We start from the raw sequence: 16,849 nt of genomic DNA, 5'->3' as shown, positions 1-16,849 counted from the left end.
AATTTAAAAGGAAGTAAAGTTAAAGAAGGGGCTGTAGCAAAAGTAACTTAAAATAAAACTTATAAATTCTTAACGTAACCTAGTAATTCTCCAAATATATTTATAAGTTTTATTATTTAAAGTTTTGACACAGACCCTTCTTATATGTTTAAAAGTTAATCCTAATACATCCTTTTTTGAAATATACTCTAAATTATTTTCTCTTCTTTTAATAATTTATATAAAGTTGGACTTAAATTAAATTCTTCAATAAGATTATTTACTTCTAATAAAGATTTTTCCTTTTTATTTTTAGAAACATTGCTCTTTATAGCTCTTATTAAAATATTTTTAGGTGAATGGGCAATATCTATAAATTCAAGAAGTTGCGTCTTATATCCTGCACATTCTAAAAGATTTGCTCTAACTGAATCAGTCATAAGAGCTGCTATTCTTTCTTTTATTATTCCATAGTTAGTAAGTATAGAAAGCTTCTCACTCTCTATTTGACTATTAAATTCATGCTGACAACATGGAACTGAGAATATCATTTTACTATTCCATTTAATTGCATTATATAAAGCATAATCTGTTGCTGTATCACAAGCATGTAATGTTATTACCATATCAACCTTGTTATTGTATTTAAAGCCGTTTATATCTCCAAGTTCAAAATGTAAGTCTTCATAATTATATTTTTTAGCTATGTCATTACATTTCTTTATTACATCAGCTTTTAAATCTAATCCAATCATATTAACTTTTATCTTTTTAATTTCAACGAAATAATAATATAATATGAATGTTAAATATGACTTACCACATCCAAAATCTAAAATTGTAAGCTCTTTCTGGTTAAGTTTTTTTACTTCATCATCAATTATTTCAATAAATCTATTTATTTGCTTATACTTATCATATTTTGAGTTAATAACCTTACCTTCTTTAGTAAAAACTCCTAAGTCTATAAGAGGCTCTATTATCATTCCCTCTTCTAATATGTAATTTTTCTTTCTATTATGTTCCTTCTTAACAACCTTTAAAGATTCATTTTTCTTAATCCCTAAAAATACCTTTCCCTTCTTAGAAACCTTAAGATCAAAAGAACTTTCTTTAGAAAAAGCATTTAATTGTTTATATTTAAAAACAAATAACTCTTCTACTTTTCCTTTTAATTCACTTTTTTCTATATTTTCATGAAAAACTTGCTTATCAGTATACTTCTCTATTTGATAAAAATCCTTTTTATTTTTTTCTTTAAGTTGAAACACTATTTTTTTATATTCAACATCTTTATTAATCTTATTACTAATTACTAGTTTTACAATTTCTTCTTCTGTAATTTTATTAATTGCTTTTATTAAATCATCCATTAAAACTCACCTTACAAATTTATTATTAAAATTAAGTTAATTTCCTAACTTAACTTGCTATATAATATAATACATAAGATTTATACATATATCAAATTAAAGTATTAAAATCAATAAGCTAATATGATATCTATTAGGAAACTATTAAATACAAGCCCTAAAAATAGTGGTTAAAATTTAGCATAATATTTTTCTTTTAACTTTTGAAATAGAATATGGAGATTATACTTTATTCAACATCCTTAATTCTTAATACTTTATTTTCTCCTAATAAATCTTTTGCTACTTCAAATAAGGCCTTATCCTCTGTAACCAAAGAAAATTCTTCTTTTTCTTTAGAAGCAAATATAAGGAATATATCATTTTTAGTAAGCTTTTTCCCATTATAGTAATAAGCTTCTCCTTTTATATTGTCAAAATCTATATAATTTAAAAACTCTTTAAACCTTCTTATATCTATTTCAATCATTAATGGAACAAGCTTCATAAAGCGTTCTGACATCACATTTTCTCCATTAAACCTTCTTTTCTCCTTTCTAGCTAACTCCTCTAGAATCTCTCTTATAATTATAATTTCATTGTATTCTAAAAAATCATCAAAAAAACCTTTTTCTCTATTCCAAAAATTTATAATCACATTAGTATCCAATATATACTTTCCCATAGACATTCACCTCATTAGTATTATATCTTTAATTTATTCATTTTAGAAATATTATACCCAACGTATCAATAGCTAATAAATTAATTTCTAAATAGATTTTATAAATTAATTTATATATAAAAAATCTTGATTTTATAAAAGTCATGATTATATATTGAAACTTCAATTAAGTTTAATATATAATCTAGGGCTTTTATAAAATCAAGCAATATTTCTTTCAATATAATTATTTAGCATCAAGCTTATTCTTTACAACCCATTCATCTAATTGCTCTTCGCTTGTCACTTCAAATATTTGATCAATTATTTTTCCATCTTTTACATAATACATTGATGGAGTTGAATTAAACTCTGGAAAAATTTTATTTATTTTTTTTCTATTATTTTGAATCTCCTTTTTAGATGTTCCTTCATTATCTAAAACAACTTCATTGATAAGTATATTATGATTTTCTAAATAAGGAAGTAATATCTTCTTTAACTTTATACAATCTTTACAAGTCGACTGTGTAAAAATAATAAGAGATTCTTCTTTATTTTCAGCCATAGTGAGCGCATCATCTAATCTAACTTCTAGTATTTCTCCACTAGAGTTGTCTCTTACATACTCTTTTTCTCCACATCCAACAAAAGTAAATAATAGTATAAATATCAATAGTGTATTTATTATTTTTCTCATAATTTAATTCCTCTCCCCTCAAATGTATATCAGTACAATCAAGGAGATGAAGCTTTATTCTCTCTCCTTGATTAAATACTTAATTATTTTGTCTAATTATTATCTTGCAGTTCTAATAGTTATTGATTCTTTTTCTGAAATTTCTCCATTTGAATATTTGGCAGCAATCTTAAAGTTATAAATTGTATGTCTATTTAAGCCTTTAAATGTATATAAAGTGTCCTCAGCTTTTATCTCTGCTACCTTCTTACCATCTTTATATAAGATATATCCATCTAATCCATTAGTTGTTTCTGGAGCAGTCCATGTTACAGTTACATCCTTCTTATTAACTTCAGAAGCTTTAAAGTCTCTTACTGGATCAACTATTATTTCCTCTGAGCCATTATCATTTACTGTAACTGTAGCAGTAGCAAATTCTCCATTTGGTATTGTAGCAGTTATTGTAGCAGTACCCTTGCCTACACCAGTAACTAATCCATTCTCATCTACTGTAGCAACAGACTCATCACTTGAAGTCCAAGTAATAATATCTTTACTTTCAATAGGATCTAATATAGCAACTAATTGCTCAGTTCCATTTACTTCTAGATTTAATTCTGTCTTTTCTAATGTAATTGATTCAGCGCTTACATTTCCCTCTTTACCGTAAAATACTAACTCAGCTGCACTTGCATACTTATTATTTGTATCTCCTAAAGTCTTAAGGGCAGTAAATCTTACATATTGAGCATTGACAGTATTAAATCTTATAGGATTATATCCTCTATTAGCTAATGCAGTACCTTCATCATTAGCTTCTAAAGTTCCTGTTCTAGCCTCAGTCCAATTTTCATTATCTAAACTTGTTTCAATCTTATATTCAGTAACATGACCATTTCTACTATTTTGTCTTGGTAAATAATCTATTTGATTAAGATCATAAGCTTTATCTAACTTAATTGTTATAGATACTGGAAGTTTATCAGCAGCTTGATAGCCTGAATGCCAGATACTATTTTCATCTCCATCTACTGCATTTTCTTTGTAATCTCTATCAGCTTCACTAGTTGCATGTATAGCTTCTAATTTATTAAAATCTATTTTATCTTCTTCTATAGTTTCACGCTCTTGTAATGAAGCAATCTTATTTCTTAAAGTTAAAATAGCATCTCCGATTTCTTTTTCATTTGAGCTATTTTCTAATACATTTTCAGCATGTTTAATAGCTTCAAGTAAAGCTTCATAAGTTTCAGGAGTATAAATCTCACTTAAAGATTCATATGATTTAGCTTGCTCTATAGCTTGAACTAGTAATGTCTTATCAATTCCATCTAAAACGACTATTTCTTTTTCAACTGTATGGTTTCCATCAGCAGTAGTTGCAACAACCTTAGCTACTCCTGGTTGTAATCCACGTAAATAGTAAGTTACCTTATCTTCTCTATCTACACGTAAAACTTCTAAAACTTCAGGATTTTCAGAAACTAATCTATAATTTAAGTTATTTGCATTGTCAGGTGTAACCACTGCAAATATAGGAGTAATTCTATTTAGATATACTGATTCTGGAGTATTCTCAGCAAAACTTATTCCAGTTGTTTCAACTCCACTCTTTTCATAGAATTCAATTTCATTTATAGCTAGAGTATTCTTATCTTTATGAGAATCTAAAGCTGTAATAACAATCCTATCAAATTCTTGTCCACCTAATTCATAAACAGTTGTAGCAGTTGTAATATCTTCTTTTTCTCCTAGATCAAACTCTTCTCCATTTAAATATCCAACAGCCTTAACTTTCTTCATAGCAGCTATATTTATAGTGCCATTAGCATTCATTCTATTGTATATAGTAAAGTTTTCTAAAGCTTTTGGTTCATCAAATTCAAATGTCATTTCAAAAGGAAGAGTTCCTTTATCCTCTTGGTCAGCATTAAAGATCCATTTTAAATCCATACGAGAACTATCATCACTACTTGTTGTTCCATCTATTAACTTGTCTAATCCCATTCCTGCTTGTAATTGACTTGAATCTCCACTTACAGTAATATGCTCTTTATCAATCTTACTACTAGTTGGTCTTCCTGATGGTAATTCAGTTTCAGGATCAACAATCTCAGCAATAGCCATCTTAGAATTTAATTTGCTATCCACTAATAAAGCATGACTAACTTCCATATCCCAAGAAATGTTTTGTTTAGCTTTTAATGTTACTCTTGCTATTGTATCTGTTCCGCTAACTTTTACATTATCACCAATATTAGTAAAGTTTACATAAGCATGTTGTGTATTATCTGTATGAACTCTTACCTTTGAAAGATTTTTCATTCCTGATGTTGCAATAGTACCTTCAGTCTTAACATATTCATACTTAGAAGCATCTAAAGGAATTTCAACACTAAATGCATTAATATCAGAAAGTCCAGTTCCTACAACATCAACGGTGAATGTTTCACCAGCAGCAAGTTCTTGCTTACTTGGTACAAGCATTACTTCACCTTCAAGTTCTACTCCCTCTGAAGGTTTTACTCCACCTTCTAATTTACTAGCAACATAAGATATATCATAAGCATCAATTAAACCATTATTATTTAAATCAGCCATTGATACATATCCCCAGTCAGCATCAGCAGTTGTTAAACCTGCATAGTTTTCAAGGAATACTAAATCTCCTTCTTCTATGGTTCCACTGTTATTCCAGTCTCCAACCACTTGTCCATTAGTTCCATCAACTTTATATGGTCTAAATTCTCTCATAGCCATAAAGTTTCCTACAGACTCCTTAGTTACAACCTTAAAGTAACGAGCTTTTATAGGTTTATTAAAGTTTATTGTCTTAACTTCACCATCCGTAGCCCATGCTGGAACGTTTGATCCTTGGGCATTACTAAATACTTTCTCATAATTTACACCATCTAAGCTACTGTATATTTCAGCACGCTTAACTGATCCATTACCATTTTTTCTAAATAATAAGTCTAATTTTTCTATTGTATACGCCTTTTGCATATCAATTATAAATGGCTTATCTATAGCACTATCCTTTGAGTGGAATTGTGAGCTATCATCTCCATCAACAGCATTTTCTGGTTTCTCACTGCTGTATTGTCCCCACTTCCACTCAACCTTCATATCCTTAGGTACGTTTCTATATGGGTCTAAATCTGTTCTTACTGTCATTAATTCACTCCACTCAGAATGACCATCTTTATTTACGCTACGTACACGATAACTATATTCTGTATCATAGTTTAATCCACTGTCTATATATTCGTTAGTTTTGATATTATTAAATATCATTCCATCTATTTCAAGATCATAACTTGTAGCACCTTCAACTTCATCCCAATTTAATTGAATAGATTCTGATGTTATTCCTTCTTCTGGTGCTCTAAAGTTACTTGGAACACTTAAATTTTCATTTACTTCATTCTTAGTTATATCTTGAGTATTAACAAATCCCTCAACTGTTAATTTAACCTCATTTTGTTTTACATTTGTCTTATCAACCTTTACATAAACCTTAGGAGTAGTTGTTATTTCTACCTCTGCAAACTCTGACCCCTCAGTAGCATACTTATTAAGATTTGGAGTTTCATCATAGAAATACATATTCGTTCCATTTTCAAACTCTTCTAAACTTTGAGCTTCTGTTAACTGTACATCATTACCACCTACAGTAACATCTAAACTACTTGGTTTTTCACTTACATTAACTATAAATTCAGTTGATCTATCTACAACTATTCCGTTATAATCCCCTTCTAATAAACCTGCAGTAATAACTGCTGTTCCTTTTCCTGTCTTTGGAGCACTTGAAGTAATCATAGTTTTAGCTGACTTTCCTTCTTTATAGTCAGTTGTTAAACCATCATCTTCATAAACTTCAAAGTTTGTATCTCCACTTGGATATACTTCATAAATACGATGTGAATCATCCATAGCTTCTGGATTATTGTTTTCACTAGTCATAGGAATTATAGCTCCATTCTTAACAAAAACTGGTACCTTCCATAAAGGAGCTTCAAAGTTATTTAATACTCCACCGCCTCTATATTGTTCTCCAGTAAAATAATCTATCCAAATTTGTTCTTCATCTGGAAGATATATATCATTTCTTATATCATTACCTTCATCATCAGTAGCTGTATTTTGATATATTGGAGCTACCAACATATTTGGTCCCCACATATATTGATACTCAGTAGCTGTTCCATAAGTATATGCCTCTGGATATTCAAGCATCATAGCTCTTATCATTGGAACTCCATCTTCAGTAGCTTCATTAGCTATACTATAGTTATATGGCATCATTTGGGCCTTTAATTTTAAATACATTCTATTAATTGAAGTGTATGGATCTCCAAATACATATGGATATTTAGCATTGGCTCCCCAACCATCCATATCTATTTGAACTGGAGTAAATGCCTTCCATTGGAAATCTCTAGTTTGTACTAATGGACTTCCTCCAAATATACCATCCATATCAGATCCTACGTTAGGTTGACCTGATAGGCCTGATCCTATATATGTTGGTATATGGAATCTTATATATTCCCAATCTCCACCATATTGATCTCCTGACCATATACTTGTATAACGTTGAGTTCCTGCCCATCCATCTAAACTTACTATAAAAGGTCTTGCTTTATCCTTAGAATTATTTACTATTCCCTCTGCAGCTTGTCTCACTGAGTTGAGAGCAAATGAATATCCTGCTCCAACCCAAGCAACGTCCGTTTTAACTCCATTTGTACCAGCAACTCCAACTTCTTTGTCTATATCACGCTCAAGGTAAGCTTCTTGTCCTCCAGTAGGCTTTAAAGAGCTTTGAGTCCAAAGGCCTGTTTGAATACCAAAGCCTCTTGAATAATCAACAAATTCTTTTAAATTCTCTATATTTCCATCTATAGTCTCTTCTCGACCATAACCACATCCATAACCATCATTTGGTAAAAACCATCCAAGAGGTGTGTCATTAGATACATGATCATCAACAACCTTTTTAGCATCTATCATTAGACTCTCTTGTCTATCAAATCCTGGTTTTGGTGTTTGTGATTCTTGTCCAGTTTCATCATTTATCCAGTCACGAGAATAACAATTTGCATGACCTAAATAAAATCCATATTCAGGTAATAGAACAGGGGCTCCTGTTAACTCTGTAAACTTGTCTATAATGTTTGTTGGTTTTTCATCAACAAAATAATAAGCATCAAAACGATTTTCATCATGCTTTGTAGTAACTTTTCCTGCTTCAGCTGCTTCAAAATCATATTCACCTGGCTTAAATGTATGTCTCATAACTCCGTATCCATTAGTTGAAAAATAGAATGGATTTGGACTTGCTACTCCTCCGTCAACCCAGTTATTTTCATTCTTTATATTTATCTTTTTACCCTTATGTGAGAATCTACCATTTTGCATTCCTCCACCATAGAAGTATTCATCTTCATTTGATTCAAGAGTTTGAATTGTACTATCAGATTTGTGTTTTAATGGCTCTGCTTCTTTCCATATAGTCTTGTTAGTTAATTTATTAAAAAGCTCCATTTTTCCAGTAGCTTTTTCTATTCTAAGCTCAACAGCACTTGTGGAAATTTTTATTATATTACCATCTTCAACTGTTGGAGTAGGATTTTCATACTCCTCTTCAACTTTATCAATTATTTTTGTTACATGATCTTTTCCATTTGGCGTTGGATCTTCTTGGAACTTTCCTGTCGGATCCATATAAATCCTTAGAACATCATCTTTTAAAAATGATACTCTAAGTTCCTCTCCTGTTGTTAATTTCATAGTTACATCGTTTTCACTTTGAACAAAACTTTCTACTCCCCCTATTTGAGAATAACCAACATCTTTTTCATTCTCTGATTTTTCAACTTTTTGAATTAATCCATCAAACAAAGGAAATGCATAAGCAGGTATTGCTGGCAGCATAATATTAGATACAAAAACAGTACCTAAAGTTAAAACACTTAGCTTTTTAATTATCATCTTTCTTTTCATATTTTCCCCCCTAATTTTCATATTCCAAGAAGAAGTTAAATTTATGACAAAATTTATATCAATATACTATTAGCCTTTTCTACCATTTAGTATTTCTTAGTTTTTCTAAATAATATTGTTATAAATTTTATATTAAAATTAACAATTACCAACTTGTTATTACAAGTATATTTTATACAAGAGTTTCCTATTTGTCAATTTATTACTTTTATTACTTTTTATGTAATATAAATGTGTTTTTTACTGCTTTCGACTAAATTGTAGACTAATTGCCTTTTTCTGTTTATAAATTTTATTTAATGCTATATAATAATTACATATCTAAAATTAATAGGGGGTTCTTTTTTGATTAAAATTGCTATTTGTGATGATGAAAAATATGACTTAAATTTACTAGAAAATATGTTAAAAAATATTTTAAATAAGAATAATTTAGAAGCCAATATATTTAAGTTTTCATCTAGCTACGAATTTTTAGAATTTCAAAAGAACAGCTTTATAGCTTTCGACTTGATATTATTAGACATACTTATGGATGGATTAAATGGCCTAGATTTAGCCAAAGAAATACGTAATTTAGATCTTGAAGTTAAAATTTTATTTATAAGTACTAGTAAAGATTATATTTTAGACGGCTATGATGTACATGCCTATAATTATATATTAAAGCCAGTCTCTTATTTTAAATTAGAATATGTAATTTTAGATTTTATAGATAGCTTCAATAATTCCCAAAATAATTTTTTTACTGTAAAAAATAAGCAAAGTATATTTAGAATAAATTTAGATAATATAATCTTTTTTGAATCAAAATTAAGGAAAATAAATATTGTTTGTTCTAATTATTCTGAAATTTCGTTTTATGATAAGTTAGATAATATTGAAGATGCTCTCATTTCAAAAAACTTTATAAGATGTCACAAAAGTTATTTGGTAAACTTAAATTATATAAAAAAAATAGAAAATTCTAAAATCATCACTTTAAATAATAATATTATTCCTATAAGTAGATCTTATTTAAGAAAAACTAAGGATCTATTTTTTGAATACTTTAGGTGTAAATCTACATAAAAAAAATGAGGTTTTTATTACCTCATTTTTATTAAAATAGCTACATTAAATCTCTTATCATCATAATAAAACTTAATTTGACCATCATATTTTTCTATGCTCTTTTTTATACTTTCTAAGCCAATCCCATGATTTTTTTTATCTTTTTTTTTCGTTCTAAACCCGTTATTCTTTTTATCAAATTCTTCATAAAAACTTATACTATTTTCAACCTCTATATATAAATAATATTTATTAGATTTACTACTGACTATTATATATTTTTCACTGCCATCATCAATTCTATTGCAAGCCTCAATAGCATTATCTATTAAATTACTATATATTACACAAACATCTATATTTTCTATTGGTAAATTTTCTTTTATATATATATTCAAATTAATATCTATGTCATTTTCCTTACATAACTCTACTTTCCCCCTAAGTAAGGCATCTAAGATTTTATTATTTGTTATACTTTTTCTCTGAACTCTTAATATCTCATTATTTAAAGAATTAAGATAATTTTTAAATTCATGATAATCGCCATTTTCATATAAGGCGGTTATTATATTTAAATGATTTTTCATATCATGCCATAACCTTTTTATTTCCTCATGATTTCTTAAATCCTCACTCCAATATTTTCTTTGATAATTTATCTGTTTGCTTAATATATCTAAGTTAGTTTTTAAAATAGAATTCAATTTATTTTTTTTATTATTTAATGATATAAATTTTAATATAACTGCCAAGCAAATAAAGTTGATTATTATTAACCCACTGATAATTTTTCTTTTTTCAGATTCCATACTCTCTTTATTTCCTCTTAAGATTTTTTCTTTAAATTATTAAAACTTAACTTGTATATCTATTTCTACCTTTTTTCTTTGACTCATATAGCTTTTTATCCGCATCTCGTATTAACTCTTCAATATTCTTTTTAGAACTAATAGTAGCTTTGCTAATACCTATGCTTAAAGTTACTCTATTACTAACCTTTGAATACTCATGCTTTATATCTCTTTCATGCAAGTCATTCATTAGTTTTTCTATGTCCTTTATGACGTCCATTTCAGATCGTTCTGATAAAACTGAAAACTCTTCACCTCCATACCTAAAAACATAATCTTCTTTAAAAACATTTTTAATAATATTAGCAACACTTATAAGTGCCTCATCTCCTTTCATATGGCCATAATTGTCATTGTATTTTTTAAAATAATCTATATCTATCATTATAAAAACTAAACTTGTACATTTATTTATACTATCTTCTAATCGCCTGTATAAATATCTCTTATTATATACATTAGTTAAACCATCAGTTAGTATAGCTAATTCTAATTCCTTATTTAAATTTTTTATCTTTTTATTTTTTAAATGTATAATACTAATAATTGCTATTGCTATAATAAGTAATCCACTTAAAGAATAGATTTTCCTTCTATCTCTTACTCTAACTTTATTGAATAAATTATTATTTAATCTAATCAAAGCATCATCTGTACTAGAATTAAAACTAATTTCATTATATTCCTCATACATATGAATTATATATTTAGAGAATTCTTCATAATCCTCATTTTCATAACTTATTCTAGCTATTGAATAAGCTACTGAATAAAATATATCCGTACTTATATCCCTTGATTTTATCTCATTTAATAGCTCTTTATATTTATAAATAGCATTTTTAAAATCACCTGTTTTTATGTAATTTATATTTATGTCTAATTTCTTTAAAAGTATGTCAGTATTAGCATAAGCATCATTTTTATCTTTATTATATAATTCACTAGCTTTGCTAAAATAATATTCTCCAATTTCTAAATTTTTCTCTCGTAAGTTTATGTCTGACAGAACCAAGTATAACCAAATATATTCTCTGTTTTGCTCTTCTTCATCTAATTCTTCTATAGTACTTAAATATTTTTCTTTATATCTTTGTACCTTATTATAATTACCAACTTCAAAATGACTTTCTAATAAGTATCCATATATAGTTAACTTGTTTTCCGGACTTGTAACATTGCCACTTTCAATTAAAGATTCATATACAGATATAACCTTGTTATAATCCCTCTTTACATAATAATTTTCTCCTAGATTAATTATACAAGCATTTAAATTTTTATTATCATTATGCTCTAATGCTATTTCTAAAGCATATTCATCATATTTTAATGATAAATCACATTTCCCACATAACCTATACATTGTTGAAAGAAGTAAGTAGGCTCTTATGCGTTTCTCATAACTTTGGTTTAATTCTATAGATTCTTCCATTAAAGCTATAGCATCACTTACCTTTCCGTTAACGGATAAAATAGCTTTTGCTCTTGCATAATACATATTGGCTAACTCATCATTTTTTTTATTATCTAAAGCCATTTTTTTTGCTTTATTAAAGTATTTTTCAGACTCCTCTTTTTCTTCTATCATTAAATAATTAGTTGATAAAGCACTATATATCATTAAATCTACAATATCTATTTTTCTCTCTATATAACCTTCTGACTTCAAAAATAACTCTATGGCCTTATTATAATTTTTCTCTAAATATTCTATTGATCCTAAGGAATAATATGCTTTTTTTAAATAAATCTCATCTGTTGAATTTACTATTTCTTTCTCTAATTCCCATTTTAATTTTTGTAACTCATCCGATTTTAAATTTCTCTCTTCATCAAGCTTTACTATTTCTATGAACTGATCTGCATAAGAATCATTATTCGTTTTTTCAAAATAAATTCTATATCCTACTATAAAGGCTCCAAATATAAAAATTATTAACGCATATATTATAACTTTAAATTTCATTTAAAAATCCGTCCTATTTTTTATTATATAGTAATTTTTTTCGTTAAATAATGCCTTTTATATATTACCATTTATAGTGTATATTTTTAAGTGATTTTGTAATTTTTTGTACTTTTATTGTACTTTTTTGCCATTAAGTTTAATTGTAAAAAAAGAGATATAACTAAAAGTTATATCCCTTCTTTGTTTTAAAATATATAAATTCAATTTTATTGTTGTAAAAACATTTTTATATCATCTTCAACATTTGTAATTCCACCAATTCCAAAGTTCTCAACTAAAACTTTTGCAACATTTGGAGATAAAAATGCTGGTAATGTTGGTCCTAAGTGTATATTTTTAACACCTAAATATAATAGTGATAATAATACTATTACTGCTTTTTGCTCATACCAAGCTATGTTAAATGATATTGGTAAATCATTTATATCCTCTAATTCAAAGACTTCTTTAAGTTTTAACGCTATTAATGCAAGTGAATATGAATCATTACATTGTCCTGCATCTAATACTCTTGGAATTCCATTTATATCACCTAAAGGAAGTTTATTATACTTATATTTTGCACATCCAGCTGTTAGTATTACTGTATCCTTTGGTAATGCCTTTGCAAAATCAGTGTAGTAATTTCTTGATTTAGCTCTTCCATCACATCCAGCCATAACAAAGAATCTTCTTATTGCTCCAGACTTAACTGCTTCTACTACTTTATCAGCTAAGGCAAGAACTTGATTATGCGCAAATCCACCTATAATTTCTCCTGTTTCTATTTGCTTAGGAGCCTTGCATTTCTTAGCATGCTCAATTATAACTGAAAAATCTTTGTCTGATTCTGATTTTCCTTTTATGTGAGTACATCCAGCAAAACCTGCTGCTCCAGTTGTGTATAATCTATCCTTATAACTATCCTTTGGAGGTACTATACAGTTTGTAGTCATTAATATTGGTCCATTAAAGCTTTCGAACTCTTCTTTTTGCTTCCACCAAGCATTTCCATAGTTACCTGCAAAATGAGAATACTTTTTAAATGCTGGATAGTAATGAGCTGGTAACATTTCTGAGTGTGTATATACGTCTACCCCTGTTCCCTCTGTTTGCTTTAATAATAATTCTAAATCTTTTAAATCATGTCCTGATACTAATATACCTGGATTTTTTCTAACTCCTATATTAACCTTAGTAACTTCAGGATGTCCATAAGTTCCTGTATTTGCACTATCAAGTAATGCCATTCCATCTACTCCAACCTTACCAGTTTCTAAAGTTAAAGCTATTAATTCATCTATTGTTAAGCTATCATCTAAAGTTTTAGCTAATGTACTTTGCATAAATGCATTTATTTCTTCTTTGTCATATCCTAATGCATTAGCATGCTTCATGTATGCTGACATACCTTTTAAACCATATATTATAAGTTCTCTTAAACTTCTTATATCTTCATCCTTAGTAGCTAAAACTCCTACTTTAGTTGATTTTTCATCTAATATTGAATCTACTGAAATTTCTTCTTTCTTTGAGAAAGCATTCTTTATCTTTTGTAATAAACTTACTTTTTCATCTATTTCGCTTTTATTAGAAGCATTCCAAAGTGCAGCTTCTGATAAATTCTTTTTATTCTTTAAAGTGCTTAATAAATTTTCTTTTATTCTTAAAGTTTCTTTTACTCTCTCATAGAATATTTCATCATCAAAGTTTGCATTAGTTATTGTAGTAAATAAGTTTATAGTTACTAAATGATTAACTTTTGAATCTATCTTCTTTCCTTCAGCTCTTAATCTAGTAGTTACTTCTGATAATCCTTTAGTTGTATATATTAATAAGTCCTGCATTCTTGCTAAATCCGGTGACTTTCCACATACTCCAAACTTAGTACATCCTGTGCATCCAGCAGTCTCTTGACACTGGAAACAAAACATTTTATTTTCCATTAATATTCCTCCACTTTATTCAAAACTTTTTCCTTTGTTATCTAAAGCTTTTTTCTGTCCGCTTTAACAAGTATTATTCTATCTTATATACTTTATTAATCACGTAACCTAAGTTACCAAGACTAAAATTTTTTTGATAAAAATAAAAAAAATTTAAACTAAAGAATAATATAAAAAAGCAAAAACAGTGTATTAAATAATAAAATTTAATACACTGTTTAAAATTAAGATTTAATTAGATTCTCAACATATTTCATATCTATATTTTCTTCTAAAAGTTCACAAAGCTTATTATATTGACTTATTTTGTAATCTTTATAATTCACTTCATCACTTTCTTCTATATTTAATTCTTTCTTTAATTTATTTATAAGCTTTTCTGCAAAGTCTCCTTCATCAAATATTCCATGAATATATGTACCAAAAACATTTAAATCATCATTCTTCATACCAAGAACATTTCCATCTTTCTCTTTTAGCCATATATTCTCTTCAATTGTAGGAATACTTTCTCCATTATGAATTTCATATCCACTAACTTCATTTCCTTCTAAATCAAAAGCTACAACCTGTTTTGTAGTCTTTTCTTTATTAAATGATGTTACTATGTTTAAAAGTCCCAATCCATCCTCTTCTCTTACGTCTCCTTCAACACCAAGAGAATCAATTATTTTTTCTCCTAGTATTTGATATCCTCCACATATTCCAAAGATTAATCTTCCTTCAGAACTTTTATTAATTAATGCCTCTTTAAAACCACTTTCTTTTAAATAAATTAAATCATCTATGGTATTTTTACTTCCAGGAATTATTATCATATTTGCATTTTCTAAATCCTTAGGATTTTCTGCATATCTTATACCAACATCTTTTATTCTTGATAGAGCATTAAAGTCAGTAAAGTTTGACATATGAGGCAATCTAATTATTGCTATATCTATTCCTTTTCCATCACCTTTTATTAATTTAATAGAAGCACTGTCTTCTTCCTCTATGTCTAAATCAAAGTAAGGCATAACTCCTAAAACAGGAATTTTTATTATTTCTTCTATTTGTCTCATTGCAGGCTCAAAGAATTCTTTTTTGCCTCTAAATTTGTTTATTATAACTCCTTTAACTCTTTTTCTTTCCTCTTCAGTTAAAAGCATTATAGTACCAACAATAGAAGCAAAAACTCCTCCTCTATCAATATCTGCAACTAATATTACATCTGCATCTGCCATTTTAGCAGTCTGCATATTTGCAATATCTGTTTCTCTTAAATTTATTTCAGCACAACTACCAGATCCCTCTAAGACTATTAAATCATAATCCTTAGAAAGGTCATCATAAGCTTCTTTTGCTTTTTCTTTAAGATATTTATTTAAATCCTTATATTTATAAGCATCCATAGTACAATGAACTTTACCTCTAACTATTACTTGAGTTTTAAATCCTGCACTAGGCTTCATTAAAATAGGATTCATATATTCTTTAGGATCAATTTCACATGCCTCAGCTTGTACCACTTGAGCTCGTCCTATTTCATCGCCATCCTTTGTCACAAAGGAATTCAATGATATATTCAAAGCTTTATAAGGTGCAACGCTATATCCTTTTTTCTTAAAATATCTACAAAAAGCTGCTGCAACAGTACTTTTTCCCACAGAAGATGCTGTTCCAAGTAGCATTATACCTCTATACTTCATAAAATACACCTACTTAATATCTAAGAATCCATGAGTTTCTGTTAATATATTATCTCCAGTTTCAAAATTTATTCTTTCTTTAAATAAAGGTCCATCATAAACAAATGTATGATATTCTCCATTTTCTCCACAAGCATCTGAACCAGCTGCTTTTAATCTTTCAACTACATCCTTAGTTAAAACTTCACCTAAGAATTCTTCACCTAAAATGCTTAACTTTACATTTTTTATTACAGTTTTGAAGCCACTATCTATAAACTCATAAGTTAGTGCTTCTCTATCTTCTTCCCAAAGTGGGAAAATAGCTTCAAGTCCTGCTTTTTCACATTTATCTTCACACCAAGTTCTATGAGCCATTAAATCAATATCTCCAAATACACAAGCTTCTGCACCCATTTCCTCTTTAATTTTCTTTAAAGCCTCAACAAATGTTTCACCATAATTTTCTTTTCCGTTACTTGCAACTAAAACTAGAGGTATATCTAGAGATTTTGATACGTCTTTTAATAATTTATCTGGTATTCCATGGAACCAGCTTCTTAAAACTTTTTTATCAACAGTAACTAATAAAGCTACTGGAGTATGTCCAGCTTTTATCATTCTATATAATGATAATGTACTATCCTTTCCACAACTATATGATACAACAAATTTCTTTTTCATATTGT

10 protein-coding genes are annotated in these 16,849 nt (G+C 28.0%); 1 reads left to right on the top strand and 9 read right to left on the bottom strand.

Annotation, left to right across the window (positions count from 1 at the left end; translation table 11 throughout):
* Positions 1-188: 188 nt before the first annotated feature.
* From AC2JAQ_RS07075 to AC2JAQ_RS07060, 4 genes are all read right to left on the bottom strand, one after another.
* Positions 189-1,352: a class I SAM-dependent methyltransferase gene (locus AC2JAQ_RS07075; protein WP_488458581.1), complete on the bottom strand. Its 1,164-nt coding sequence runs from the start codon at positions 1,350-1,352 to the stop codon at positions 189-191.
* Positions 1,353-1,581: 229 nt separating this feature from the next.
* Positions 1,582-2,016 (bottom strand): PIN domain-containing protein, encoded by a 435-nt coding sequence (locus tag AC2JAQ_RS07070; protein WP_488458580.1) that lies wholly within the window; start codon positions 2,014-2,016, stop codon positions 1,582-1,584.
* 226 nt (positions 2,017-2,242) lie between these two features.
* Positions 2,243-2,695, bottom strand: coding sequence for a thioredoxin fold domain-containing protein (locus AC2JAQ_RS07065; protein WP_488458579.1), 453 nt, complete (start codon positions 2,693-2,695; stop codon positions 2,243-2,245).
* Positions 2,696-2,794: 99 nt separating this feature from the next.
* Positions 2,795-8,689, bottom strand: a complete 5,895-nt coding sequence (locus AC2JAQ_RS07060) for a discoidin domain-containing protein (RefSeq protein WP_488458578.1) — start codon at positions 8,687-8,689, stop codon at positions 2,795-2,797.
* 345 nt (positions 8,690-9,034) lie between these two features.
* Between AC2JAQ_RS07060 and AC2JAQ_RS07055 the strand changes: the two genes are divergently transcribed.
* On the top strand, positions 9,035-9,760 hold the full coding sequence (locus AC2JAQ_RS07055) for a LytR/AlgR family response regulator transcription factor (RefSeq protein ID WP_488458577.1): 726 nt from the start codon (positions 9,035-9,037) through the stop codon (positions 9,758-9,760).
* A 17-nt stretch (positions 9,761-9,777) separates the two neighbouring features.
* Here AC2JAQ_RS07055 and AC2JAQ_RS07050 read toward each other — a convergent pair whose 3' ends face one another.
* The 5 genes from AC2JAQ_RS07050 to AC2JAQ_RS07030 form a co-directional block, all read right to left on the bottom strand.
* Entirely contained in the window at positions 9,778-10,554 is a 777-nt protein-coding gene (locus tag AC2JAQ_RS07050) for a sensor histidine kinase (protein ID WP_488458576.1), read from the bottom strand.
* Positions 10,555-10,600: 46 nt separating this feature from the next.
* On the bottom strand, positions 10,601-12,565 hold the full coding sequence (locus AC2JAQ_RS07045; protein WP_488458575.1) for a diguanylate cyclase: 1,965 nt from the start codon (positions 12,563-12,565) through the stop codon (positions 10,601-10,603).
* 209 nt (positions 12,566-12,774) lie between these two features.
* Positions 12,775-14,493 (bottom strand): hydroxylamine reductase, encoded by a 1,719-nt coding sequence (hcp, locus tag AC2JAQ_RS07040; protein ID WP_488458574.1) that lies wholly within the window; start codon positions 14,491-14,493, stop codon positions 12,775-12,777.
* A gap of 224 nt (positions 14,494-14,717) precedes the next feature.
* The gene (locus AC2JAQ_RS07035; protein ID WP_488458573.1) at positions 14,718-16,181 is read right to left on the bottom strand and encodes a cobyric acid synthase; all 1,464 of its coding nucleotides are present in this window, start codon (positions 16,179-16,181) and stop codon (positions 14,718-14,720) included.
* A 9-nt stretch (positions 16,182-16,190) separates the two neighbouring features.
* On the bottom strand, positions 16,191-16,844 hold the full coding sequence (locus tag AC2JAQ_RS07030; RefSeq protein ID WP_488458572.1) for a Dph6-related ATP pyrophosphatase: 654 nt from the start codon (positions 16,842-16,844) through the stop codon (positions 16,191-16,193).
* Positions 16,845-16,849 lie beyond the last annotated feature (5 nt).

It is taken from the genome of Clostridium sp. LIBA-8553 (assembly GCF_057782465.1).
This window is presented reverse-complemented; position numbering and strand designations above follow the sequence as displayed.

What these genes read in the sequence shown, in the direction of transcription:
- AC2JAQ_RS07030 (WP_488458572.1), bottom strand. Translation starts at nt 16,844, where the DNA reads ATGAAAAAGAAATTTGTTGTATCATATAGTTGTGGAAAGGATAGTACA.
- AC2JAQ_RS07070 (WP_488458580.1), bottom strand. Translation starts at nt 2,016, where the DNA reads ATGGGAAAGTATATATTGGATACTAATGTGATTATAAATTTTTGGAAT.
- AC2JAQ_RS07035 (WP_488458573.1), bottom strand. Translation starts at nt 16,181, where the DNA reads ATGAAGTATAGAGGTATAATGCTACTTGGAACAGCATCTTCTGTGGGA.
- AC2JAQ_RS07075 (WP_488458581.1), bottom strand. Translation starts at nt 1,352, where the DNA reads ATGGATGATTTAATAAAAGCAATTAATAAAATTACAGAAGAAGAAATT.
- AC2JAQ_RS07060 (WP_488458578.1), bottom strand. Translation starts at nt 8,689, where the DNA reads ATGAAAAGAAAGATGATAATTAAAAAGCTAAGTGTTTTAACTTTAGGT.
- AC2JAQ_RS07045 (WP_488458575.1), bottom strand. Translation starts at nt 12,565, where the DNA reads ATGAAATTTAAAGTTATAATATATGCGTTAATAATTTTTATATTTGGA.
- AC2JAQ_RS07050 (WP_488458576.1), bottom strand. Translation starts at nt 10,554, where the DNA reads ATGGAATCTGAAAAAAGAAAAATTATCAGTGGGTTAATAATAATCAAC.
- hcp (WP_488458574.1), bottom strand. Translation starts at nt 14,493, where the DNA reads ATGGAAAATAAAATGTTTTGTTTCCAGTGTCAAGAGACTGCTGGATGC.
- AC2JAQ_RS07065 (WP_488458579.1), bottom strand. Translation starts at nt 2,695, where the DNA reads ATGAGAAAAATAATAAATACACTATTGATATTTATACTATTATTTACT.